The following is a 22,878-nucleotide window of genomic DNA, read 5'->3' as shown; positions in this document are numbered from 1 at the left end:
GACGTGGCACGATGCGGTCATGTCCTTGGCGCTGACCGGTCTCTGCCGCTACCCGATCGTGCAGGCCCCGATGGCGGGCGGCACGTCCCGCCCGGAGCTCGCCGCGGCCGTCGGCGAGGCCGGGGGGATCGGCTTCCTCGCCGCCGGGTACAAGACGGCGGACGGCATGTACAACGAGGTGAAGCAGCTCCGGAGGGCGACCGCCCGGCCGTTCGGCGTCAACCTCTTCATGCCGCAGCCGCTGGTCGCCGACCCGGGCGCCGTCGAGATCTACCGCGACCAGCTCGCCGGCGAGGCCACCTGGTACGGGACGCCCCTCGGCGACACGGACGCCGGCGGCGACGACGGCTACGAGGCCAAGGTCGCGATCCTGCTGGAGGACCCCGTGCCTCTGGTCTCCTTCACCTTCGGCTGCCCCACCCGTGAGGTCCTCGACGCGTTCGCCGCCGCCGGCACGCTCACCGTCGTCACGGTCACCTCGGCCCAGGAGGCGCGGAACGCCCGGTGGGCGGGCGCCGGCGCGCTCTGCGTCCAGGGCACCGAGGCGGGCGGCCACCAGTCCACGCACCGCGACGACCCGCAGGGCGGTCTCACCGGCACCGGGCTGCTCGCCCTGGTCGCCGAGGTCCGCGCCTCCGTGGACCTCCCGGTGATCGCGGCCGGCGGACTGATGCTCGGCTCCCAGATCACGGCCGTCCTGGCGGCCGGTGCCGACGCGGCCCAGCTCGGCACGGCGTTCCTGCCCTGCCCCGAGTCGGGGGCCCACCCGCTGCACAAGCAGGCCCTGACCAACCCGCTGTTCGTGACCACGACCCTGACCCGGGCGTTCTCCGGCCGCCCCGCGCGCGGGCTGGTCAACCGGTTCGTGCGGGAGCACGGCCCGTACGCCCCGGCCGCGTACCCGCAGGTGCACCAGATGACCAGCGGGCTGCGCAAGGCGGCAGCGAAGGCCGGGGACGCCCAGGGCATGGCCCTGTGGGCGGGCCAGGGCCACCGGCTGGCGCGGGAGCTGCCCGCCGGCGAGCTCGTCGGCCTGCTCGCCGCCGAGATGGAAGCCGCGCGTGCGGCAGTGAGTGTGAGGAGTGCCCAGTGACGGCACCGGTCTTCGTCGTCGAACAGCTGCCCGGCGGAACGGAGTTCGTCCTGGACGGCCCCGAAGGGCGGCACGCCGTCTCGGTTCGGCGGCTGAACCCCGGTGAGGACGTCGTCCTCACCGACGGGCGGGGCCACTGGGCGGAAGGCGTCGTGCGGGCGGCGGAGGGCAAGGACCGGCTCCTCGTCACCGGCCTGGAGTCCGTCCGCGAGGAGCCCGCCCCCGCGCCCTTCATCACCGTCGTCCAGGCGCTGCCCAAGGGCGACCGGGGCGAGCTCGCCGTGGAGACGATGACGGAGACCGGCGTCGACGCGATCGTGCCCTGGCAGGCCGCGCGCTGCATCACGCAGTGGAAGGGGGACCGCGGGCTCAAGTCCCTCACGAAATGGCGCAACACGGCTCGCGAGGCCGGCAAGCAGTCGCGCCGGGTGCGCTTCCCCGAGGTGGCGGAGGCCATGACGACCAAGCAGGTCGCCGCGCTGCTGGCCGGGGCGGACTTCGCGGGCGTCCTGCACGAGGACCGGGACACCGCCGGCGAGCCGCTGGCGACCGCCGCCCTCCCCGCCACCGGCACGATCGTGCTCGTCGTGGGCCCGGAGGGCGGGGTGTCGCCCCAGGAGCTGGCCGCCTTCGCCGATGCGGGAGCGCCGCCGTACAGGCTCGGCCCCAGCGTGCTGCGCACCTCGACCGCGGGGACGGCCGCGGTCGCCCTGCTGCTGGGGCGTACCGGGCGCTGGAGCTGAGGGCCGCCCGGCGGCCGACCACCGCAGGAGCCGAGGGCCGCCCGCCCCGGCCGCCCGCCCCCGTAGCCGAGGGCCACCCGGCCCGCACCGGGCGCCGGAGGCCCGGGCGCCGCCGCGGCCGGATAGCATGCCCGAGTACGGATCACGAGGACCGAGCGACCGAGGAGGCCGGGCCATGGCGGGAGAGCCGCAGACCGACTGCCTGTTCTGCAAGATCGTTACAGGGGACATCCCGGCGACCGTCGTCCGCGAGAGCGAGACGACCGTCGCCTTCCGCGACATAAATCCCCAGGCCCCGACCCACGTCCTGGTCATCCCCAAGGCGCACTACCCGGACGCCGCCGCACTCGCCGCCGCCGAACCGCAGACCGCCGCGGACGTGCTGCGCGAGGCCGGTCTGGTCGCCGCCGACGAGAAGATCACCGAGAGCGGCTACCGCATCGTCCTCAACACCGGTGCGGGCGCCGGGCAGACCGTCTTCCACGCGCACGCCCACGTCCTGGGCGGGCGCGGGATGCAGTGGCCCCCCGGCTAGGCAGGCCGCACCCGTGTCCGTACGAGAACTCGTGGTCCTCGGCACCGCGAGCCAGGTGCCGACCCGGCACCGCAACCACAACGGCTATCTCCTGCGGTGGGACGGCGAGGGCATCCTCTTCGACCCGGGCGAGGGAACCCAGCGCCAGATGCTGAGGGCGGGCGTCGCCGCGCACGACATCAACCGGATCTGTGTCACCCACTTCCACGGTGACCACGCGCTGGGACTGGCCGGCGTGATCCAGCGGATCAACCTCGACCAGGTCCCGCACCCCGTCACCGCCCACTTCCCGGCGAGCGGACAGCACTTCTTCGACCGGCTGCGGTACTCCACCGCCTACCGCGAGTCCGTCGAGCTGACCGAGGCCCCGGTCTCCGCCGACGGCGTCCTCGCCACCACCGGGGCGTACACCCTCGACAGCCACCGCCTCTCGCACCCCGTCGAGTCCTACGGCTACCGCCTCACCGAGCCCGACCGGCTGCGCATGCTGCCGGAGAGACTGGCCGAGCACGGCATCGGCGGGCCGGACGTCGGGCGGATCCAGAGGGACGGCGTCCTGCGCGGCATCCCGCTGGAGGAGGTCTCCGAGCCCCGCCGCGGGCAGCGCTTCGCGTTCGTCATGGACACCCGGCTCTGCGACGGCGCGTTCGCACTCGCCGAGGGATGCGACATGCTGGTCATCGAGTCGACGTTCCTCGACGAGGACGGCCGGCTCGCCGCCGACCACGGTCACCTCACCGCCGGCCAGGCGGCCCGGGTGGCGAAGGAGTCGGGCGTACGGCACCTCGTGCTGACGCACTTCTCCCAGCGCTACACCGACCCGGAAGCCTTCGAACGGCAGGCCAGGGCAGCCGGCTTCGAAGGTGAACTGACCATCGCCCAGGACCTGATCAGGGTCCCGGTACCCACCCGCCACACGTAACGTAACGAGAACCCCGTGCACCTCCCCAAAGCCGAACTCCACCTCCACATCGAGGGGACCCTCGAACCCGAGCTGGCCTTCGCCCTCGCCGCACGCAACGGCGTGGACCTGCCCTTCGCGGACACCGAAGAGCTGCGCAAGGCCTATCTGTTCGAGGACCTCCAGAGCTTCCTCGACCTGTACTACGCCCTGATGGCGGTGCTGCGCACCGAGGAGGACTTCGCCGAGCTGGCCGACGCCTACCTCGCCCGCGCCGCCGCCCAGGGAGTCCGGCACGCCGAGATCTTCTTCGACCCGCAGGCCCACACCGACCGGGGCGTCCCGATCGGCACCGTCATCGAGGGGCTCGGCAGGGCGCTGGACCGCAGCGAGGAGACGCACGGCGTCTCCACCCAGCTGATCATGTGCTTCCTGCGCGACAAGTCCGCCGAGTCGGCGCTGGAGACGCTGGAGGCCGCGAAGCCGTACCTGCGCCGCATCAGCGGCATCGGCCTCGACTCCGCGGAGGTCGGCCACCCGCCCGCGAAGTTCCGCGAGGTGTACGCGGCGGCCACGTCCCTGGGCCTGCGCAAGGTCGCCCACGCCGGAGAGGAGGGCCCGCCGGAGTACATCCGGGAGGCCCTGGACGTCCTCGGCGTCGAGCGGATCGACCACGGTCTGCGCTGCATGGAGGACCCGGAGCTGGTGGACCGGCTGGTCTCCGAACGGATCCCGCTGACGCTGTGTCCGCTCTCGAACGTGCGGCTGCGCGCCATCGACGTCCTGGAGCAGCACCCCCTGCGGGCCATGATGGACGCGGGTCTGCTCTGCACGGTGAACTCCGACGACCCGGCCTACTTCGGCGGATACGTCGGAGACACCTTCCACGCCGTGCACGAGGCGCTCGGACTGGACCAGGAGCACCTGCGCACCCTGGCCCGCAACTCCTTCGAGGCGGCCTTCCTCGACCACGACGAGGAGCGCAGGGCGCGCTACCTCTCCGAGGTCGAGGCGTACGCGTTCGACTGACCGGCACCTCCGGCCGGTCCCGCCGTACGGAACGCGCTCCGCACCAGCCGCCTGCGCCGCAGCGCCGGCACGCTGATCTCCGCCACCGCCTGCTCCGGCGCGCCCAGCTTGGGCACCGCGCCGGACAGGCTGTTGGTGGTGGCGGCGAGCAGTGCCGCCGGTGCACCGCCCCTGCGCCGGACGGAACCCGGGACCAGCGGGCGTCCGCCGGTGTGCAGGGCCACGGCGGTGACGGGGGCCGCGACCAGGAGCGTGGCGGCCCCCAGGATCAGGCCCATCACGGCGTAACCCGCCTGCTCGGAGAGCACGCTGCCGAGCAGGGGGCCGCAGGCCGTACCGACGGAGGACGCCGAGCCGGCGAGGACCGCCCAGCGGCCGCGCACGTCCAGCGAGGCCGCCAGACCGATCAGGTAGGACAGGACCACCGGGTAGAAGGTGTTCCACGCGATCTCGCCCGTCGCGAACGACCCCAGGTCGTCGGCGGAGGAGCTGAGCACGATGCTCCCGGCGATGATCATCGTGCCGAGACCGATCGGCACCGCGCGCCCGAGCCGGGCGCCCAGCATCCCGGCTCCCATGACGCCGAGCAGTCCCGCCCCCAGCGCGGCGGCGAACACGGCGCCGATGGTGACCTCCGAGAGACCGACCTGGACGGCGCCGATGCTGCTGCTCACACCCCACAGGGCGTTCTGCGCCATGGACCAGACGAGCATGCCGCCCGCCAGCACGAGCCCCGACCGCCGGTGCGGCAGCCGTCCCTGGACCGATGACGTCCCGCTGACGGGCGCGGGGCCTCCCAGCCGGGAGGTGGCGGGCCAGACGAGCAGGGCGACCAGCGCGATGGAGGCGAACGGAAGCCGGTGCCCGCCGCTCAGGTGAGGAATCGTCAGGTAGAGGGCTCCCGCCGTCGCCGAGACGCTGAGCAGCCCGAGCGACGAGGTCCGGTGCGGATCGTGCTGTGCCGCGATGCCCGACGCGGCGACGGCGGTCGCCGCGCCCGAGCCGAAGCCGCCGACCACGACGCCCGCGACGACGAGCGGCACCGAGGTGGTCAGTGCCGCACAGCCGTAGCCGAGCGTGGCGAGCAGCAGTCCCGCACGCGCCGGTCTCCGCGAGCCGTATCTCTCGACGCGTCCGGCCAGCGCGAAGCCGGCCGACGCCGAGCTGACGAGGAGGGCGCTGCCGACCAGACCGGCCTGGGCCGAGCTCAGCCCCAGATAGGTGCTGAGGCGGCCGACGATGGTGGGGAGCAGATAGGCGGCGAGGTAACCGGCGGTGAACACGGCGACCAGGGGCCACGCGGCGCGAGGGCGCGAGGACATGGGCGTTCCTGAAGACATGCCAGAGGAGGCAGAAGAAGGCAGGGGAGGGCGGAGCGGGGTACGGCGAATCAAGGCAGGGGAGGGTACGGCGGGAAATGCGGGAGAATGCGGGAGAAGCGGCACTCGTCGTCCACTGTCCCGAACGGTGCTCGCGGGGCAATTTGTATCAAGCGCGCCCAGGCGACGGAAAGTCGACTCGATGTGATCTGGGTCACGTTGAGGTTTATGCGGGATCGAGCCGGGTAGCTGCGCATGTTTATGCAGGTGGGAGTGAGTGTGCGCGCTGCGGCGCGGACCCTCCGGAAGCGGGAACGAATCCGGCACACTGGCCGGATCTCGCACTGTTCAGATCTGCCACGGCCCGGGGAGCGCACGGTGAGTACAGCTGATCCAGTCATCGACCCGCTGCTCGGGCTGCGTGCCCCGCAGGACCCGGCCTGCGACGTCTTCCTGACCGGCACGGTCTTCCTGGACATCATCTTCACCGGGCTGGACAGCGCCCCGGTGCGCGGGACCGAGTCCTGGGCCCGGGGGATGGGCTCCAGCCCCGGAGGCGTCGCCAACATGGCGACCGCGCTGGCCCGGCTCGGCCTGCACACCTCGCTGGCCGCCGCGTTCGGTGACGACCACTACGGCGAGTACTGCTGGGACGCCCTCGAACAGGGCGAGGGCATCGACCTGTCCATGTCGCGGACGGTCCCCGGCTGGCACTCACCCGTCACCGTCTCCATGGCGTACGAGGGCGAGCGCACCATGGTCTCGCACGGACACGAGGCCCCCGCCCCCGCCCCTTCCGCGGTGCCCGGGCGCACGCTCCCGCACTGCCCGCCGCGCGCCCGCGCAGCCGTCGCCTCGCTGACCCCGGGCCGCAGCGAACCCTGGGTCGCCGCGGCCGCGCGGAACGGCGCGACGGTCTTCGCCGACGTCGGCTGGGACGAGACGGGCCGCTGGGACCTGGACGCCCTGCCCGACCTCGGGCACTGCCTGGCCTTCCTGCCCAACGCCGAGGAGGCGATGCGCTACACCCGCACCGACTGCCCCCGTGCCGCCGCCCACGCCCTGGCCGAGCGGGTGCCCCTGGCCGTCGTCACCCTGGGCGCGGAGGGCGCCTACGCGGTGGACGGGGCGACCGGGACGGCCGCCGAGGTGCCCGCCATCGCGGTGGAGGCCCTGGACCCCACCGGGGCGGGCGACGTCTTCGTCGCCGGATTCGTCACCGGGACACTGGCCGGCTGGCCGCTCGCCGACCGCCTCGCCTTCGCCGGACTCACCGCCGCCCTCTCCGTGCAGGAGTTCGGCGGATCACTCTCCGCGCCCGGATGGGCGGAGATCGCTGGCTGGTGGCAGCAGGTGCGTACCTGCGCCGGCCAGGACCCGGCGGCGCTGGAGCGCTACGCCTTCCTGGAGGAGCTGCTGCCCGCGACGAGCCGGGACTGGCCCCTGCGCCGGGCCGTCCCGACCATCGGCTTCCGCCAGTGAAGGGCTGATGATCACCGGGTAAAACCTCTCGGCGTTGTCGGTGCGGAGTCGTACGCTGGTACTCCAGAGGCCGTCGAGCAGCGACGACCCGGCAGCGGGAGGTATGCGCAGGCCCGAGGGCCGGCCCATGACTCAGTCACCCACACAGCCGCAGGCGGCCGCCCGCATCAGCATCCCCCCGGCACACCCCATGGTGATGCTCCTGGGATCGGGCGACTCGCTGTTGCGCGTGATCGAAACGGCGTTCCCGGCCGTCGACATCCATGTCCGGGGCAACGAGATAAGCGCGACTGGAAGCGCGGCGGACGTCGCGCTGATCCAGCGGCTTTTCGACGAGATGGTGCTGGTGCTCCGCACCGGGCAGCCGATGACGGAGGACGCTGTGGAACGCTCGATCGCCATGCTCAGGGCGGCCGGCACCGGCAACGGGGACGGCGCCGAGACCCCGGCCGAGGTGCTCACCCAGAACATCCTCTCCAGCCGCGGCCGCACGATCCGCCCCAAGACGCTGAACCAGAAGCGGTACGTCGACGCGATCGACAAGCACACCATCGTCTTCGGCATCGGCCCCGCGGGTACCGGGAAGACCTATCTCGCCATGGCCAAGGCGGTCCAGGCCCTGCAGTCCAAGCAGGTCAGCCGGATCATCCTGACCAGGCCCGCCGTCGAGGCGGGGGAGCGGCTCGGCTTCCTGCCCGGCACGCTCTTCGACAAGATCGACCCGTATCTGCGCCCGCTCTACGACGCGCTGCACGACATGCTCGACCCCGACTCCATCCCCCGGCTCATGGCCGCGGGCACGATCGAGGTCGCGCCTCTGGCGTACATGCGTGGAAGGACCCTGAACGACGCGTTCATCATCCTCGACGAGGCGCAGAACACCAGCGCCGAGCAGATGAAGATGTTCCTCACCCGCCTCGGCTTCGACTCGAAGATCGTCGTCACCGGTGACGTCACCCAGGTGGACCTGCCGACCGGCACCAAGAGCGGTCTCCGTCAGGTCCAGGAGATCCTGGAGGGGGTCGAGGACGTCCACTTCTCCAGGCTCACCTCGCAGGATGTCGTCCGGCACAAGCTCGTCGGCCGTATCGTCGACGCGTACGAGAAGTACGACAACGCAGACGGCCGCACCGGCCGCAACGGGAAGTAGTCGCAGCGCACCATGTCGATCGACGTCAACAACGAGTCCGGAACCGAGGTCGACGAGCAGGCGATCCTCGACATCGCCCGCTACGCCCTTGCCAGGATGCGGATCCATCCGCTGTCCGAACTCTCGGTGATCGTGGTGGACACCGCCGCCATGGAGCAGCTCCACATCCAGTGGATGGACCTCCCGGGCCCGACGGATGTCATGTCCTTCCCGATGGACGAGCTGCGTCCCCCGGCCAAGGACGACGAGGAGCCCCCGCAGGGTCTCCTCGGCGACATCGTGCTCTGCCCGGAGGTCGCGAAGAAGCAGGGCGAGGACGCCGGGACGCAGCACTCCATGGACGAGGAGCTCCAGCTCCTCACGGTCCACGGGGTGCTGCACCTCCTCGGGTACGACCACGAGGAGCCGGACGAGAAGGCCGAGATGTTCGGGCTCCAGGCGGCCATCGTCGACGGCTGGCGCGGTGAGCGCGGTCTGACCGGTCCGTCCCCCGCCCCGACCGTCTCGTGAGCGTCCCCCTCGTCACCGGCGCCGTCCTGCTGATCGTCGTGGGCTGGCTCGCGGCCTGCGCCGAGGCCGGGATCGCCCGTACGTCGAGCTTCCGCGCGGCCGAGGCCGTGCGGGCGGGGCGCCGCGGCAGCGCCAAGCTGGAACAGGTCGCCGCCGACCCCACCCGCTACCTCAACGTGGCGCTGCTGGTCCGGGTGGCCTGCGAGATGTCGGCCGGGGTGCTCGTCACGTACGCCTGCCTCAAGGAACTGAGCGAGACCTGGGAGGCCCTGGCCCTCGCCATGGGCGTCATGGTCCTCGTCAGCTACGTCGCCATCGGGGTCTCGCCGCGCACCATCGGCCGGCAGCACCCGCTGAACACCGCGACGGCGGCGGCGTACGTCCTGCTGCCGCTGGCCAGGATCATGGGCCCGGTCCCGCAGCTGCTGATCCTCCTCGGCAACGCGCTCACCCCGGGCAAGGGCTTCCGCAAGGGTCCCTTCGCCAGTGAGGCCGAACTGCGGGCGATGGTCGACCTCGCCGAGCAGGAGTCGCTCATCGAGGACGACGAACGCCGCATGGTGCACTCGGTCTTCGAGCTCGGCGACACCCTCGTGCGGGAGGTCATGGTGCCCCGCACCGACCTGGTCTGCATCGAGCGCTACAAGACGGTCCGGCAGGCACTGACCCTCGCGCTGCGCTCCGGCTTCTCCCGCATCCCGGTCACCGGGGAGAACGAGGACGACATCGTCGGGATCGTCTACCTCAAGGACCTGGTCCGCAAGACGCACATCAACCGGGAGGCGGAGGCCGACCTGGTCTCCACGGCGATGCGTCCCGCCGCGTTCGTCCCCGACACGAAGAACGCCGGGGACCTGCTGCGCGAGATGCAGCAGGACCGCAGCCATGTCGCCGTCGTCATCGACGAGTACGGCGGCACGGCCGGCATCGTCACCATCGAGGACATCCTCGAGGAGATCGTCGGCGAGATCACCGACGAGTACGACCGCGAACTCCCGCCGGTCACGGAGCTGGAGAACGGCTGCTTCCGGGTGACCGCCCGGCTCGACATCGGAGACCTCGGGGAGCTGTTCGGCCTCGACGCCTACGACGACGAGGACGTGGAGACGGTCGGCGGCCTGCTGGCGAAGGCGCTCGGGAGGGTCCCGATCGCCGGGGCCTCCTCGATCGTCGACCTCCCCGACGGGCGCAAGCTCCGGCTCACCGCGGAATCCCCGGCGGGCCGCAGGAACAAGATCGTCACGGTGCTGGTCGAACCGGAGGGATCGGAGGCGGCGTGACCCCCGAGCAGCTGCGCGCGTTCTGTCTGGAGTTCAACGCGAGCACGGAGGAGTTCCCCTTCGGGCCCGAGGCCTCGGTCTTCAAGGTCCTCGGCAAGATGTTCGCCCTCAGCGCCCTCGACGCGCCGCCCCTGAAGGTCAGCCTCAAGTGCGATCCGGACGAGGCGCTGCGGCTCCGCAAGGATCACGCCGCGATCGTCCCCGGCTGGCACCTCAACAAGCGGCACTGGAACACCGTGACGGTCGCCGAGCTCCCGGACCGCATGGTCCGGGAGCTCGTGGAGGACAGTTACGACCTGGTGGTGGCCGGGCTCCCGAAGGCGGAACGGCTCCGCCTGGACCGGCCGTAGCCTCGGCCCGGGGCCTGCGGGAGAGCACTCAGGCTGCCCGTCGCAGGCCCGCTCCCACGACGAGGCCCGTCGCGACGAGGATCACCGCCGCAGCGGTCACCACCAGCCGTACGCCGTCGAACAGCGAACCCTGGGTGGTCGACAGGACCCCCAGCAGCGGGATGCCGATCGTGAGGCCGACCTGCTGGGTCGTGGTGGCCAGACCGGTCGCCAGGCCCTGCTCCCCGTCCGGGACGCCCGAGGTCACCGTCAGCCCGTAGGCGATGATGGCGCCCAGGTGGCAGGCGCTCGCCAGGGAGACCGCCACGGTGGCCAGCCAGACGCCCGAGCCCTCGCCGAGGCCGAGCAGCGCCCCGATGAACAGGCCCTGGCCGAGCAGGGAGAGCACCAGTACCCGGCGCGCGCCGAACCGGCCGATCACCTTCGGGGCGACGACCCCGGCGGCGACCGATGCCAGGCCCTGGACCCCGAAGACGAGCCCCGTGCCGAAGGCCGAGAGGCCGAGGAGGACCTGGAGGTAGAGCGTCAGGACGAAGACGATGGTGCTCATCATCGAGAACGTGGCCAGGCCGCCCAGGTTGCCGAACGCGACCGTACGGCGCCGCAGCATCGGCAGGGAGACCAGCGGGGCCGCCGACCGGGACTCGACGACGACGAACGCGGCCAGCAGGGCCACCCCCAGGACCAGGGTGATCCGCACGTCCGTACCGCCGAAGCCGCGCTCGGCCGCCGTCGACAGCGAGTAGATCAGCGCGAGCAGACCACCGGTGACGGTGACGGCGCCGGGCACGTCGAGCTTCGGCCTCTCCGGCGTACGCGACTCGGTCAGCAGCTTCGGCGCGAGGACCAGGACGGTCACCGCGGCGACGCTCAGCAGACCCATCGTGGAGCGCCAGCCCAGCGTGTCGGTCAGCACGCCGCCCGCCAGCATGCCGGTGGTGAAGCCCAGCGAGAGCAGCGTCCCGCTGATGCCCAGGGCCCGTTCACGGAGCGGGCCCTCCGGGAAGGTCGTGGTCAGCAGGGACATGCCGGTCGGCACGATCACGGCCGCTCCGAGTCCCTGCAGCGCCCGCCCCGCCAGGAAGGACGCCGGGTCCCAGGCCATCGTCGCCAGGAGCGAGGACGCCCCGAAGAGGGCGAGGCCGGTGAGGAACAGCCTGCGCCTGCCGTAGAGATCGGCTATCCGGCCGAAGAGCAGCAGGAAGCCGCCGGACGGCAGCGCGAACGCGGTGACGGCCCACTGGAGACCGGACCGGCTCAGCCCCAGGTCCTCACCGAGGACGGGCAGCGCGACGTTCAGCACGGAGAAGTCGAGCGCCACCATGAACTGGGCGGCGCAGAGCACGAGGAGCACCAGCCGCGCCCGGCCGGAGAGTGTGGGCGGAGCGGGGACAGCAGCGGGGCCTGCGGTGCCGCTGGACACGGGAGTTGGGGTTTCGATCGCCATGTCCCACAGGCTGGATGCGCCGGAATAAGTGTGGGGAGCGGGCACTTATCCTGTTGGCCGCACCACCAGGCAGGCCCGCACACGCACACCAGGGGGAGTACGTGGCTTCACCGGCCCGGAACACCGGAGCGGACCGCACCAGCACGGTCGGGTCCGGCACGGTCCGGTCCGGCACCGACGAGAAGGCGCACCGCCTGGGCGAACTGCGCGAGTTCCTGATGAGCCGACGGGCCAGGGTCACCCCGGCCGAGGCGGGCCTGCCGGACGGCGGGGCGCGCCGGCGCACGCCCGGGCTCCGCCGGGAGGAGGTCGCCGTCCTCGCGGGCGTCGGCGTCTCCTGGTACCAGTGGCTGGAGCAGGGCCGCGACATCACCGTCTCGCCGCAGGTCCTGGACTCCGTGGCCCGGGTGCTGCGGCTCAGCAGCGCGGAGCGCCGTCACCTCTACGTGCTGGCCGGGCTCAACCCGCCCGCCCTGGAGGTCGACCCGGCCCACAGGGACATGTGCGAGGGGCTGAACAGGCTCATCGACGCCTGGATGCCCTTCCCGGCACACATCATGGACCGCTACTGGAACACCGTGCTCTACAACGACGCGGCGTCGGCGGTCCTCGGCATGCGTCCCGGGATCGTGCAGAACTGCATGATCGCCTTCTTCACCGACCCGGTGTACCGGGCCCGGTCGAAGCACTGGGAGACCATCGCCTCCCAGGTCGTCGCCCAGTACCGGGCCGCCTGCTCGGACTCCCCCGAGGACGACGGCTTCCGCGCCGTGGTCGAGGAGGCCAGGGAGCTCAGTCCCGAGTTCGCCACCCTCTGGGACCGGCGCGACGTCGTTCCGGGCGGGCAGGTCCGCAAGGAGCTCCAGCATCCGCTCGTCGGCACCCTGATGGTGGAGTCCACCCAGCTGCGGGTGCCCGCCCGCCCCGACCTGGTGATCGTCCTGCACACCCCGCTTCCGGACACCGGCACGGAGGCCAAGCTCCAGTGGCTGGACTCGCCCGAGGGCCGGCGCGGCTCGATGTACCCCGTCCCGGGATGAGCGGACCCCGTCGTGCGGCAGGTGACCCACCCCTTCGTATGCTCAGCACATGACTGAGAGCACCGACCTCGGCCCCGAGGACCGCAAGATCGTCACGCTGGCGCGCAGCGTCCGCGCCCGCAACGGCGTGCCGGAGGGCGCGGCGGTACGGGACGAGACCGGACGCACGTACGCCGCCGGCACGGTGGCCCTGGAGTCGCTGAAGCTCAGCGCGCTGCAGACCGCCGTCGCCATGGCGGTGGCGAGCGGCGCCACGTCCCTGGAGGCGGCGGCCGTCGTTTCCGAGGCCGACGCCGCCTCGGACGCCGACCGGGCCGCCGTCCGTGACCTGGGAGGTCCTGACACACCCGTGCTGCTCGCGGGGCCCGACGGCACGCTCCGGTCGACGGTGGCCGCGGGCTGATTCGGGGCGGTCGCGCCCTGCTGTGCAACGCCGCCGCCCGGATCGGGGAGAATGGGCGCCATGAGCGCTCGACCGAACACAGAAGCTGCTGCGCAGCAGGCTGAGAACACCGCCCCCCACCGGGCCGGCTTCGCCTGCTTCGTGGGCCGCCCCAACGCGGGCAAGTCCACCCTCACGAACGCTCTGGTCGGTCAGAAGGTGGCGATCACCTCCAACCGCCCCCAGACCACCCGGCACACGGTGCGGGGGATCGTGCACCGCGACGACGCCCAGCTGATCCTGGTGGACACGCCCGGCCTCCACAAGCCGCGCACCCTGCTCGGCGAGCGGCTGAACGACGTCGTGCGGACCACCTGGGCCGAGGTCGACGTCATCGGCTTCTGCCTGCCCGCCGACCAGAAGCTCGGCCCCGGCGACAAGTTCATCGTCAAGGAACTGGCCGGGATCAAGAAGACCCCCAAGATCGCGATCATCACCAAGACCGACCTGGTCGAGTCCAAGGCGCTCGCCGAGCAGCTGCTCGCCGTCTCCGCGCTGGCGGACGAGCTCGGCTTCGAGTGGGCGGAGATCATCCCGGTCTCCGCGGTCAAGGACCAGCAGGTGAGCCTGCTCGCCGACCTCATCGCCCCGCTCCTGCCCGAGAGCCCCCCGCTCTACCCGGAGGGCGACCTCACCGACGAGCCCGAGATGGTCATGGTCGCCGAGCTCATCCGCGAGGCCGCGCTGGAAGGTGTACGGGACGAGCTGCCGCACTCGATCGCAGTCGTCGTCGAGGAGATGCTCCCGCGCGAGGACCGTCCGGCGGACAAGCCGCTGCTGGACATCCACGCGAACGTCTACATCGAGCGGCCCAGCCAGAAGGGCATCATCATCGGCCCGAAGGGCAAGCGGCTCAAGGACGTCGGCACGAAGTCGCGCAAGCACATCGAAGCACTGCTGGGCACGCCGGTCTTCCTGGACCTGCACGTGAAGGTCGCCAAGGACTGGCAGCGCGACCCGAAGCAGCTGCGCAAGCTGGGGTTCTGAGCAGGGCCCGCGGCGGGCGGCCGGAGGCCGGCGCAGCCGTGCGAAGCCGCTGAGGCCCCTGGGCCGAGGGGTGCGAGTGCGGCGTGGTGGGGTGGTCCCGAAGCAGCTGCGCAAGCTGGGATTCTGAGCGGGGCCCCGGCACCGGCGGCCGGAGGCCGACGCAGCCGTGCGAAGCCGCTGAGGCCGCCGGGCCCCGCCTCACAGGGCCGGGCCCGGGACCACGAGGCAGCCGCGCCCGGGCCTACGCGCCCTCTTTCAGGACCCGGGAGATCAGCGTCCGCTGCGCCTCGGTCAGCCGGGGATCCGCGCAGTCGACCGTCCGGTCGCCGACCGTGATCCGGTAGCGGAAACCGTCCGGCACCCCCGCGGGCGGGCCGCCCCGGCCGGCGGCGAGCGCCGTCTCGGCCAGGGCTTCCCACTCCGCGGCGTCGGCCCGCCCCGAGGTCTCGACCTCGCCGCGGCGTGCGATGCCGGCGAATCCGCCGGTCCGGCTCACCTGAATGCGCATGCGTGCTGGCTCCTGCCTGACCCCGCCCGGACGGTCCCGCGTCTGTCTACCCCGGTCAGCGGGTCGGCACGCCCACCTCCGACCAGGCCTTCAGCACCGCCTCGGCCTCGTCGCCCTCGCCGAACCTGTGCTGCGCGGCCGCGACCGTGAGTTTGGCGAAGTCCGTGAACGACGCGTCCTGGGTCAGCTCGCCGCCGGTCAGCACGTCGAACCAGATCCGGCCGGCCCGCTCCCAGGCGTTACCGCCGAGCGCGGTGGCCAGCAGGTAGAAGGCCCGGTTCGGGATGCCGGAGTTGATGTGGACCCCGCCGTTGTCGTCGTCCGTCTCGACGTAGTCGTCCATCGACGCGGGCTGCGGGTCCTTGCCGAGCACGTCGTCGTCGTACGCCGTGCCCGGGGCCTTCATCGAGCGCAGGGCGACGCCGCTGACCCGGGGGGCGAGCAGCCCCGCACCGATCAGCCAGTCGCCCTGGTCCGCGCTCTGGCCCAGCGAGTACTGCTTGACCAGGGAGCCGAAGACGTCCGACACGGACTCGTTGAGTGCGCCGGACTGGCCCTGGTACGCCAGGTTGGCGGTGTACTGGGTGAGTCCGTGCGCCAGTTCGTGGGCGATCACGTCGATGGCGACGGTGAAGTCGAGGAAGATCTCCCCGTCGCCGTCCCCGAAGACCATCTGCTCGCCGTCGAAGAAGGCGTTGTTGTACTTCTCGTCGTAGTGCACGGAGCCGATGAGCGGCAGCCCCTTGCCGTCGATCGAGCTGCGGCCGTACTCGGTGAGCAGCAGGTCGAAGGTGGCGCCGAGCCCCGCGTACGCGCGGTTGACGCTGGCGTCCTGGGTGGGCTCGTCGCCCTCGTCGCGGACCTTGACGCCCGGCAGGTCCGTGCCGTGACGGCAGTCGTACAGGGTGCGGTGGGGTTTGGTGGGCACCGGGGCGGAGGTGCGTGCGGCTTGGGGCGTCCAGGCCAGCGCGGTCACCCGCCGGTGGTGGCGCCGGGCCCCGTCGGCCTCCAGGGTCCGCCGCGCGGGATCGGCCAGAGCCGGGTCGTCGGCCTGGGACAGCTTGTCGAGGACGTGGGGCGGCACGATGGTGCAGAAGACGGGCTGGAACCCGTTGTTCGGTCGAGGCTGCATGCAAATGACTGTGGCACTCCGTCACCACGCTGTCACTGGTTGCGATCGTGATTGACGAAATAGAGTGATGTATCACCGTTCTGCCTTCATGCCGGTCCGATCCCGCATACTGATACGGACCGACGTATCAGGCGTCCCTCGGTTAGTGTTGCCGCATCATGCGTTTCGGGCTGCTCCTTCTTAGCTGCCGCGGCGAGGGCCTGTAGTCGTAGGCCGGCTCCCTCCCCGCGGAGTTCGCTGTTGCAGCGACACAGTCGGCCGCCCCTGCTGGACCTCAGAGGAGCCGTACGCCATGACCGCAGTGAATCCCCCTGTGCACACCGATGCCGTCACCACCCCCGTCGGTGGCCCCACGCCGGTGACGAACGCGAAGCAGCTGCAGAAGCCGTCCGGAATGCCGGTCCACAAGTACCGCGGCTACGAGGCCGTGGACATCGCCGACCGCACGTGGCCGGACAACCGCATCACCGTGGCGCCGCGCTGGCTGTCCACCGACCTGCGTGACGGCAACCAGGCCCTGATCGACCCCATGTCGCCGGCCCGCAAGCGCGAGATGTTCGACCTGCTCGTACGCATGGGCTACAAGGAGATCGAGGTCGGGTTCCCGTCCTCCGGCGAGACCGACTTCGCCTTCGTACGCTCGATCATCGAAGAGGGCGCGATCCCCGAGGACGTGACGATCTCCGTCCTGACGCAGGCCCGCGAGGAACTGATCGAGCGGACCGTCGAGTCACTGGTCGGTGCCCGGCGCGCCACCGTCCACCTGTACAACGCCACCGCCCCCACCTTCCGCCGCGTGGTCTTCCGCGGCTCGAAGGAAGAGGTCAAGCAGATCGCCGTGGACGGCACCCGCCTGGTCATGGAGTACGCGGACAAGATCCTGGGCGACGAGACGATCTTCGGCTACCAGTACAGCCCGGAGATCTTCACCGACACCGAGCTGGACTTCGCCCTGGAGGTCTGCGAGGCGGTCTGCGACGTCTGGCAGCCCGAGGAGGGCCGCGAGATCATCCTGAACCTGCCCGCCACCGTGGAGCGCTCGACGCCGTCCACCCACGCGGACCGCTTCGAGTGGATGTCGCGCAACCTGAGCCGCCGTGAGCACGTCTGCCTGTCGGTCCACCCTCACAACGACCGGGGCACCGCCGTCGCCGCCGCCGAGCTGGCGATCATGGCGGGCGCCGACCGCATCGAGGGCTGCCTGTTCGGCCAGGGCGAGCGCACCGGCAACGTCGACCTGGTCACCCTGGGCATGAACCTGTTCTCGCAGGGCGTCGACCCGCAGATCGACTTCTCGCAGATCGACGAGATCCGCCGCACCAGCGAGTACTGCAACCAGATGGAGGTCCACCCGCGCCACCCCTACGCGGGCGACCTGGTCTACACCGCCTTCTCCGGCTCCCACCAGGACGCCATCAAGAAGGGCTTCGACGCCATGGAGGCCGACGCGGCCTCCCAGGGGAAGACCGTCGACGACATCGAGTGGGCGGTGCCGTACCTGCCGATCGACCCGAAGGACGTCGGCCGCTCCTACGAGGCCGTCATCCGGGTCAACTCGCAGTCCGGCAAGGGCGGGATCGCCTACGTCCTGAAGAACGACCACAAGCTGGACCTGCCGCGCCGGATGCAGATCGAGTTCTCCCGGATCATTCAGGCCAAGACGGATGCCGAGGGCGGCGAGGTCACTCCCACCCAGATCTGGTCGACCTTCCGGGACGAGTACCTGCCGAGCCCCGAGAACGCCTGGGGACGCGTGCAGATCCGCTCCGGCCAGACGACGACCGGCTCCGACGGCCAGGACACGATCACCGTCGAGGCCACCGTCGACGGCTCGGACACGGTGCTGACCGGCACGGGCAACGGCCCGATCTCCGCGTTCTTCGAAGCGCTGCAGGCCATCGGTATCGACGCCCGCCTGCTGGACTACACCGAGCACACGATGAGCGAGGGCGCGAGCGCGCAGGCCGCCTCCTACATCGAGTGCGCGATCGACGGCAAGGTGCTGTGGGGCATCGGTATCGACGCCAACACCACGCGTGCCTCGCTGAAGGCGGTCGTCTCCGCGGTCAACCGGGCGACCCGCTGACACCGTTGCACGGCATCGCGGACAAACGTCCGATACGCCGCTGAACCCCCGCGGTCCGAGAGCCCCGTCCGCCCGTCACGGGTGGGCGGGGCTCGGCCATATCCCGGTGTTGTGACGTCAGGAATGCTGACGCCGCGACACGCATGTGGCTAACATCACGTCCAACGCGGCAATGTTGCCGTGGCGTTACGGAGGTGTGCGACGTGCGGACAGCCAAAGGACAACGCCCCATGAGGCTGCGCATCTACGGCGTCCGTACCGTCTGGGACACCGTCGGTGACGGCGAGTTCTTCTGCCCGTGCTGCGGCGGCGACCGCAACTACCGGCGTCTCACCGGCCGTCACCGCCTCACCGTCCTCGGTCTGCCCCTGCTGGCCCGGGGGAGCGCGGGGCCCGTCGTCGAATGCGCCGCCTGCGGGACGCGCTGCGCGCCCGACGCCCTCGACCGCCCCACCACCACCCGCTTCTCCGCCATGCTGCGGGAGGCCGTGCACACCGTCACGCTGGCCGTGCTCGCCGCGGGCGGCGCCACCTCCCGTACGGTCCTGGAGACCGCCGCGGCCACCGTCCGCGACGCGGGCCTCGACGACTGTTCCCAGGAGCAGCTCTTCACCATCGTGGAGGTGCTGGCCGCCGACACCGGGCCCGACGGCGGGAACGACCCCGCGGTCGAGGCCTGCGGCGCCGCCCTCGCCATAGAGCTTCACGAGGTCCTCAAGCCGCTCGCGCCCCACCTTGCCGTCGCCGGCCGCGAGACGGTGCTGTTGCGGGGCGCGAGGATCGCACTCGCCGACGGCCCGTACACCCAGGCGGAGCGCCAGGTGCTGACCACGGTGGGCGCCGCCCTCCAGCTCTGCCCCGACGAGACGGCGAAGCTGCTCGAGGCGGCGCGTACGCCTTCGTAGGCCCCTGGCGGTCCCCCACCGGCCGGAGGCCACGGTCCGGCCGCACAGCGGCCGTGGAACCCGCTCCCGGGCCGGTGCCCGGGTGCGCGACAATGGGCGCATGAGCTTGTTCCGGGACGACGGCGTCGTGCTGCGTACGCAGAAGCTGGGCGAGGCCGACCGGATCATCACGATCCTGACCCGCGGCCACGGGCGGGTGCGTGCCGTGGCGCGCGGGGTGCGCCGCACCAAGTCCAAGTTCGGGGCGCGGCTCGAACCCTTCTCGCACGTGGACGTGCAGTTCTTCGCGCGCGGCAGCGAGCTCGTCGGCCGCGGCCTGCCCCTGTGCACCCAGAGCGAGACGATCGCCCCGTACGGCGGCGGGATCGTCTCCGACTACGCCCGCTACACCGCGGGCACCGCCATGCTGGAGACCGCCGAGCGGTTCACCGACCACGAGGGCGAGCCCGCGGTCCAGCAGTACCTCCTGCTCGTCGGCGGTCTGCGCACCCTCGCCCGCGCCGAGCACGCGCCGAACCTCATCCTGGACGCGTTCCTGCTGCGCTCCCTCGCCGTCAACGGCTACGCCCCCAGCTTCGACGACTGCGCCAAGTGCGGAATGCCCGGACCGAACCGGTTCTTCTCCGTCGCGGGCGGCGGCGTCATATGCGGCGACTGCCGGGTGCCCGGCAGCGTCGTACCCTCGGCGGAGGCCGTCGCACTGCTGAGCGCGTTGCTCACCGGTGACTGGGAGACGGCGGACGCGTCCGAGGCGCGTCATGTCAGGGAGGGGAGCGGGCTCGTGTCCGCGTACCTGCACTGGCATCTGGAGCGCGGTCTGCGCTCGCTGCGGTACGTAGAGAAGTGACACAGGGAGACGAGAGAAGCCCATGGCAGTACGCGGGATGCTCGGCGGCCGTAACCGGCGTGAGTACAAGACCCCCGAGCCGCACCCCTCCGGCGCCACCCCGCCGAAGATCCCCGGTGAGCTCGTTCCCAAGCACGTCGCGATCGTGATGGACGGGAACGGCCGCTGGGCCAAGGAGCGGGGTCTGCCGCGCACCGAGGGCCACAAGGTCGGCGAGGGCGTCGTCATGGACGTCCTCAAGGGCTGCATCGAGATGGGCGTCAAGAACCTCTCGCTGTACGCCTTCTCCACGGAGAACTGGAAGCGCTCGCCGGACGAGGTGAAGTTCCTCATGAACTTCAACCGGGACGTCATCCGCCGCCGCCGCGACGAGATGGACGAGCTCGGCATCCGGATCCGCTGGGTCGGCCGCATGCCGAAGCTGTGGAAGTCCGTCGTCCAGGAGCTCCAGGTCGCGCAGGAGCAGACGAAGGACAACGACAGGATGACGCTGTACTTCTGCGTCAACTACGGCGGCCGGGCCGAGATCGCCGACGCGGCGCAGCGCATCGCCGAGGACGTCGCGGCGGGGAAGCTCGACCCGTCGAAGGTCAACGAGAAGACGTTCGCGAAGTACATCTACTACCCGGACATGCCGGACGTGGACCTCTTCGTGCGCCCCAGCGGCGAGCAGCGCACGTCCAACTACCTGATCTGGCAGAGCGCGTACGCCGAGATGGTCTTCCAGGACGTCCTGTGGCCGGACTTCGACCGCCGTGACCTCTGGAACGCCTGCCTGGAGTTCGCCCGGCGCGACCGGCGCTTCGGCGGTGCCGAGGAGATCACCAAGGGCTGAGCGGGACGGCGGGGGCCCGGTGAGGGCCCCCGCCGGACGTCAGCTCCGCTCGGCCGCGCAGTCCGCGCAGGTCCCGAAGATCTCCACCGTGTGGGCCACGTTCACGTAGCCGTGCTGCGAGGCGACGGTCTCCGCCCACTGTTCGACGGCGGGTCCCTCGACCTCGACGGCCTTGCCGCAGACGCGGCAGACCAGGTGGTGATGGTGGTCACCGGTCGAGCAGCGCCGGTAGACGGCCTCGCCGTCGGTCGTGCGCAGGACGTCGACCTCGCCGGCGTCGGCGAGCGACTGGAGCGTGCGGTAGACCGTGGTCAGCCCGACGGAGTCGCCCCGGTGTTTGAGCACGTCGTGCAGGTCCTGGGCGCTGCGGAACTCGTCGACCTCGTCGAGCGCCGCCGCGACCGCCGCCCGCTGCCGGGTGGACCGGCCGCGTACCGGAGCCGCGTTCGTGCCACTGATCGGCGCCGTCGCCACAGCTGCCTCCTCGTGTCGCCCGTACGTATGTCGGGCCATTGTGCCAGCCCGGCCCGGCGGCACGGTCACACGCGCACGTCGTCCGGGGCCGGGCGGGCCGCCGGTACCTCAAGGGTGCACCGGTCCGCCTCCGTCCCGTGGCTCCTGGCGCGCCTGCGGGCCAGCGGCGTGGCGAGCGCGGTGAGCACGACGAACGCGGCGATGGCCAGCAGCACGATCGTCGCCCCGGGCGGCACGTCCTGGTAGTACGAGGTCACGGTGCCGGCCAGGGTGACGGCCGTACCGATGACGACGGCCAGGACGAACGTCACCTTGAAGGACTTCGCGATCTGCTGGGCGGCGGCGACGGGCACCACCATCAGCGCGCTGACCAGAAGCAGGCCGACGACCCGCATCGCCACGGTGACGGTGACCGCGGCCGTGACGGCGACCAGCAGGTTGAGCACGCGCACCGGCAGCCCGCTGACCCGGGCGAACTCCTCGTCCTGGCTGACCGCGAACAGCTGCCGCCGCAGCCCCACGGTGACCAGGACCACGAAGGCGGCCAGCGCGACGATCGCGGTGACGTCCTCCTCGGAGACCGTCGAGAGGGAGCCGAAGAGGTACGAGGTGAGGTTGGCGTTGGAGCCGGTGTCCGAGAGGTTGATCAGCATCACCCCGCCCGCCATGCCGCCGTAGAAGAGCATGGCCAGGGCGATGTCGCCCCGGGTGCGGCCGTACCAGCGGATGAGCTCCATCACGACCGAACCGGCGACGGCGACGAGTGTCGCCATCCAGACGGGGTTGGTGGAGAGCAGGAAGCCGAGGCCGACGCCGGTCATGGCGACATGGCCGATGCCGTCGCCCATCAGGGCCTGGCGGCGCTGGACCAGGTAGATGCCGATGGCGGGGGCGGTGATGCCGACCAGGACGGCCGCGATCAGGGCCCGCTGCATGAAGGGGGGGTTCAGGAATTCCAGCATGATCAGCTCAGCAGTCCCGTCCGGACGGGCTCGGTGGCCGCGTGGGGGTGTACGTGGTCGTGGCCGGGCAGCGCGTGCTGTCCCACGGCCTCGGGGGGTGGCCCGTCGTGCATGACGCAGCCGTCGCGCAGGACGATCGCCCGGTCGATCAGGGGCTCCAGGGCGCCGAGTTCGTGCAGGACGAGCAGCACCGTCGCCCCGCCCGCGACCTGCTCGCGCAGCGTCCTGGCGAGGATCTCCTGGCTGGCCAGGTCGACGCCCGCCATGGGCTCGTCCATGATCAGCACCTCGGGCTCGGCGACGAGCGCGCGGGCGATCAGCACCCGCTGGTGCTGGCCGCCGGAAAGGGCGCTCACGGGGTCCCCGGCGCGGTCGGAGAGGCCGACGAGCCCGATCGCCCGGTCCACGGCCGCCCGGTCCGCCTTGCCCGGCAGCCTGAACTTCGTACGGGAGAGCCGTCCGGACGCGACGACCTCGCGGATCGTGGCGGGGACACCTCCGGCCGCCGTGGTGCGCTGCGGTACGTAGCCGACGCGGGACCACGTGCGGAAGCGGCGCAGCGGTGTGCCGAACAGTTCGACGGTGCCGCCGGTGAGGGGCACCTGGCCGATGACGGACCGTACGGCGGTGGACTTGCCGGAGCCGTTGGCCCCGAGCAGGGCCACGACCTCGCCGCGGTGGACGGTGAGGTCGACACCGCGCAGCACGGGGCGCGCACCGAGCGTCGCCGTGGCTCCGCGCATGCTGATCACGGGTTCTGGCGTACTGGGGTCGGGCACGGTCGCCTCCGGTGCTGCTGCGGCTGGTTCGGGTGCTGCGGG

24 protein-coding genes are annotated in these 22,878 nt (G+C 71.5%); 17 read left to right on the top strand and 7 right to left on the bottom strand.

Annotated features, from left to right (window positions below):
* Positions 1–19: 19 nt before the first annotated feature.
* From OG488_RS12380 to OG488_RS12360, 5 genes are all read left to right on the top strand, one after another.
* Positions 20–1,093 carry a nitronate monooxygenase gene (locus OG488_RS12380; RefSeq protein WP_329228724.1) on the top strand — a complete coding sequence of 358 codons (1,074 nt, stop codon included), beginning with the start codon at positions 20–22 and terminating at the stop codon, positions 1,091–1,093.
* On the top strand, positions 1,090–1,836 hold the full coding sequence (locus tag OG488_RS12375; protein ID WP_329228722.1) for a 16S rRNA (uracil(1498)-N(3))-methyltransferase: 747 nt from the start codon (positions 1,090–1,092) through the stop codon (positions 1,834–1,836). The genes OG488_RS12380 and OG488_RS12375 overlap by 4 nt, the downstream gene beginning before the upstream one ends.
* Positions 1,837–2,011: 175 nt before the next feature.
* The gene (locus tag OG488_RS12370) at positions 2,012–2,371 is read left to right on the top strand and encodes a histidine triad nucleotide-binding protein (protein WP_329228720.1); all 360 of its coding nucleotides are present in this window, start codon (positions 2,012–2,014) and stop codon (positions 2,369–2,371) included.
* 13 nt (positions 2,372–2,384) lie between these two features.
* Positions 2,385–3,293 (top strand): ribonuclease Z, encoded by a 909-nt coding sequence (locus tag OG488_RS12365; protein ID WP_329228718.1) that lies wholly within the window; start codon positions 2,385–2,387, stop codon positions 3,291–3,293.
* A gap of 15 nt (positions 3,294–3,308) precedes the next feature.
* Positions 3,309–4,301 (top strand): adenosine deaminase, encoded by a 993-nt coding sequence (locus OG488_RS12360; RefSeq protein WP_329228716.1) that lies wholly within the window; start codon positions 3,309–3,311, stop codon positions 4,299–4,301.
* Here the strand turns inward: OG488_RS12360 and OG488_RS12355 are convergent.
* Positions 4,265–5,623 carry an MFS transporter gene (locus OG488_RS12355; protein ID WP_329228714.1) on the bottom strand — a complete coding sequence of 453 codons (1,359 nt, stop codon included), beginning with the start codon at positions 5,621–5,623 and terminating at the stop codon, positions 4,265–4,267. The two genes, OG488_RS12360 and OG488_RS12355, sit on opposite strands and share 37 nt — an antisense overlap.
* A 375-nt stretch (positions 5,624–5,998) precedes the next feature.
* On the opposite strand from OG488_RS12355, the gene OG488_RS12350 reads away from it, so the two are divergent.
* The 5 genes from OG488_RS12350 to OG488_RS12330 all read left to right on the top strand — a co-directional run bounded on the left by OG488_RS12350 (position 5,999) and on the right by OG488_RS12330 (position 10,392).
* Entirely contained in the window at positions 5,999–7,102 is a 1,104-nt protein-coding gene (locus tag OG488_RS12350) for a carbohydrate kinase family protein (RefSeq protein WP_329228712.1), read from the top strand.
* Positions 7,103–7,229: 127 nt separating this feature from the next.
* Positions 7,230–8,252: a PhoH family protein gene (locus tag OG488_RS12345; protein ID WP_329228710.1), complete on the top strand. Its 1,023-nt coding sequence runs from the start codon at positions 7,230–7,232 to the stop codon at positions 8,250–8,252.
* A 12-nt stretch (positions 8,253–8,264) separates the two neighbouring features.
* On the top strand, positions 8,265–8,762 hold the full coding sequence (gene ybeY / locus OG488_RS12340) for an rRNA maturation RNase YbeY (protein WP_329228708.1): 498 nt from the start codon (positions 8,265–8,267) through the stop codon (positions 8,760–8,762).
* Positions 8,759–10,042: a hemolysin family protein gene (locus OG488_RS12335; protein ID WP_329228707.1), complete on the top strand. Its 1,284-nt coding sequence runs from the start codon at positions 8,759–8,761 to the stop codon at positions 10,040–10,042. The genes ybeY and OG488_RS12335 overlap by 4 nt, the downstream gene beginning before the upstream one ends.
* Positions 10,039–10,392 (top strand): MmcQ/YjbR family DNA-binding protein, encoded by a 354-nt coding sequence (locus OG488_RS12330; protein ID WP_329228705.1) that lies wholly within the window; start codon positions 10,039–10,041, stop codon positions 10,390–10,392. The genes OG488_RS12335 and OG488_RS12330 overlap by 4 nt, the downstream gene beginning before the upstream one ends.
* A gap of 28 nt (positions 10,393–10,420) precedes the next feature.
* Here OG488_RS12330 and OG488_RS12325 read toward each other — a convergent pair whose 3' ends face one another.
* Entirely contained in the window at positions 10,421–11,839 is a 1,419-nt protein-coding gene (locus OG488_RS12325; protein WP_329228704.1) for an MFS transporter, read from the bottom strand.
* A gap of 101 nt (positions 11,840–11,940) precedes the next feature.
* Here OG488_RS12325 and OG488_RS12320 point away from each other — a divergent pair, with 101 nt between their 5' ends.
* The 3 genes from OG488_RS12320 to era are packed head-to-tail and all read left to right on the top strand — an operon-like array spanning position 11,941 to position 14,308.
* Positions 11,941–12,879 (top strand): helix-turn-helix transcriptional regulator, encoded by a 939-nt coding sequence (locus tag OG488_RS12320; protein ID WP_443074212.1) that lies wholly within the window; start codon positions 11,941–11,943, stop codon positions 12,877–12,879.
* A 49-nt stretch (positions 12,880–12,928) separates the two neighbouring features.
* The gene (locus OG488_RS12315; protein WP_329228702.1) at positions 12,929–13,282 is read left to right on the top strand and encodes a cytidine deaminase; all 354 of its coding nucleotides are present in this window, start codon (positions 12,929–12,931) and stop codon (positions 13,280–13,282) included.
* A gap of 51 nt (positions 13,283–13,333) precedes the next feature.
* A complete protein-coding gene (era, locus tag OG488_RS12310; protein ID WP_187281951.1) occupies positions 13,334–14,308 on the top strand; it encodes a GTPase Era in 975 nt (324 codons plus the stop codon).
* A 241-nt stretch (positions 14,309–14,549) separates the two neighbouring features.
* Here the strand turns inward: era and OG488_RS12305 are convergent, their stop codons facing one another.
* Both OG488_RS12305 and OG488_RS12300 read right to left on the bottom strand, forming a co-directional pair.
* Positions 14,550–14,816, bottom strand: a complete 267-nt coding sequence (locus OG488_RS12305; protein WP_329228700.1) for a protealysin inhibitor emfourin — start codon at positions 14,814–14,816, stop codon at positions 14,550–14,552.
* Between the two features lie 55 nt (positions 14,817–14,871).
* Positions 14,872–15,948, bottom strand: a complete 1,077-nt coding sequence (locus OG488_RS12300; RefSeq protein WP_329228698.1) for a M4 family metallopeptidase — start codon at positions 15,946–15,948, stop codon at positions 14,872–14,874.
* Positions 15,949–16,240: 292 nt separating this feature from the next.
* Between OG488_RS12300 and leuA the strand changes: the two genes are divergently transcribed.
* The 4 genes from leuA to OG488_RS12280 all read left to right on the top strand — a co-directional run bounded on the left by leuA (position 16,241) and on the right by OG488_RS12280 (position 20,621).
* A complete protein-coding gene (leuA, locus tag OG488_RS12295) occupies positions 16,241–18,034 on the top strand; it encodes a 2-isopropylmalate synthase (protein ID WP_329228697.1) in 1,794 nt (597 codons plus the stop codon).
* A 230-nt stretch (positions 18,035–18,264) separates the two neighbouring features.
* Positions 18,265–18,939, top strand: a complete 675-nt coding sequence (locus OG488_RS12290) for a TerB family tellurite resistance protein (RefSeq protein ID WP_329228695.1) — start codon at positions 18,265–18,267, stop codon at positions 18,937–18,939.
* A gap of 100 nt (positions 18,940–19,039) precedes the next feature.
* A complete protein-coding gene (gene recO, locus OG488_RS12285) occupies positions 19,040–19,786 on the top strand; it encodes a DNA repair protein RecO (protein WP_329228693.1) in 747 nt (248 codons plus the stop codon).
* 22 nt (positions 19,787–19,808) lie between these two features.
* Positions 19,809–20,621, top strand: coding sequence for an isoprenyl transferase (locus OG488_RS12280; protein ID WP_329228691.1), 813 nt, complete (start codon positions 19,809–19,811; stop codon positions 20,619–20,621).
* Between the two features lie 39 nt (positions 20,622–20,660).
* Here OG488_RS12280 and OG488_RS12275 read toward each other — a convergent pair whose 3' ends face one another.
* From OG488_RS12275 to OG488_RS12265, 3 genes are all read right to left on the bottom strand, one after another.
* Positions 20,661–21,095 (bottom strand): Fur family transcriptional regulator, encoded by a 435-nt coding sequence (locus OG488_RS12275; RefSeq protein WP_329228689.1) that lies wholly within the window; start codon positions 21,093–21,095, stop codon positions 20,661–20,663.
* A gap of 65 nt (positions 21,096–21,160) precedes the next feature.
* Positions 21,161–22,060 (bottom strand): metal ABC transporter permease, encoded by a 900-nt coding sequence (locus tag OG488_RS12270; RefSeq protein WP_329238596.1) that lies wholly within the window; start codon positions 22,058–22,060, stop codon positions 21,161–21,163.
* On the bottom strand, positions 22,060–22,800 hold the full coding sequence (locus tag OG488_RS12265; RefSeq protein ID WP_329238594.1) for a metal ABC transporter ATP-binding protein: 741 nt from the start codon (positions 22,798–22,800) through the stop codon (positions 22,060–22,062). The genes OG488_RS12270 and OG488_RS12265 overlap by 1 nt, the downstream gene beginning before the upstream one ends.
* Between the last annotated feature and the right edge of the window lie 78 nt (positions 22,801–22,878).

Origin of the sequence: Streptomyces sp. NBC_01460, assembly GCF_036227405.1 — a bacterium.
Classification (GTDB): Bacteria; Actinomycetota; Actinomycetes; order Streptomycetales; family Streptomycetaceae; genus Streptomyces.
This window is presented reverse-complemented; position numbering and strand designations above follow the sequence as displayed.

Excerpts from the sequence above, each read along its gene's own strand:
- OG488_RS12280 (WP_329228691.1), top strand. The coding sequence starts at position 19,809 with ATGGCAGTACGCGGGATGCTCGGCGGCCGTAACCGGCGTGAGTACAAG.
- OG488_RS12300 (WP_329228698.1), bottom strand. The coding sequence starts at position 15,948 with ATGCAGCCTCGACCGAACAACGGGTTCCAGCCCGTCTTCTGCACCATC.
- OG488_RS12265 (WP_329238594.1), bottom strand. The coding sequence starts at position 22,800 with ATGCGCGGAGCCACGGCGACGCTCGGTGCGCGCCCCGTGCTGCGCGGT.
- ybeY (WP_329228708.1), top strand. The coding sequence starts at position 8,265 with ATGTCGATCGACGTCAACAACGAGTCCGGAACCGAGGTCGACGAGCAG.
- OG488_RS12305 (WP_329228700.1), bottom strand. The coding sequence starts at position 14,816 with ATGCGCATTCAGGTGAGCCGGACCGGCGGATTCGCCGGCATCGCACGC.
- OG488_RS12370 (WP_329228720.1), top strand. The coding sequence starts at position 2,012 with ATGGCGGGAGAGCCGCAGACCGACTGCCTGTTCTGCAAGATCGTTACA.
- OG488_RS12290 (WP_329228695.1), top strand. The coding sequence starts at position 18,265 with ATGAGGCTGCGCATCTACGGCGTCCGTACCGTCTGGGACACCGTCGGT.
- recO (WP_329228693.1), top strand. The coding sequence starts at position 19,040 with ATGAGCTTGTTCCGGGACGACGGCGTCGTGCTGCGTACGCAGAAGCTG.
- era (WP_187281951.1), top strand. The coding sequence starts at position 13,334 with ATGGGCGCCATGAGCGCTCGACCGAACACAGAAGCTGCTGCGCAGCAG.
- OG488_RS12345 (WP_329228710.1), top strand. The coding sequence starts at position 7,230 with ATGACTCAGTCACCCACACAGCCGCAGGCGGCCGCCCGCATCAGCATC.
- OG488_RS12325 (WP_329228704.1), bottom strand. The coding sequence starts at position 11,839 with ATGGCGATCGAAACCCCAACTCCCGTGTCCAGCGGCACCGCAGGCCCC.
- OG488_RS12355 (WP_329228714.1), bottom strand. The coding sequence starts at position 5,623 with ATGTCCTCGCGCCCTCGCGCCGCGTGGCCCCTGGTCGCCGTGTTCACC.
- OG488_RS12315 (WP_329228702.1), top strand. The coding sequence starts at position 12,929 with ATGACTGAGAGCACCGACCTCGGCCCCGAGGACCGCAAGATCGTCACG.
- leuA (WP_329228697.1), top strand. The coding sequence starts at position 16,241 with ATGACCGCAGTGAATCCCCCTGTGCACACCGATGCCGTCACCACCCCC.
- OG488_RS12380 (WP_329228724.1), top strand. The coding sequence starts at position 20 with ATGTCCTTGGCGCTGACCGGTCTCTGCCGCTACCCGATCGTGCAGGCC.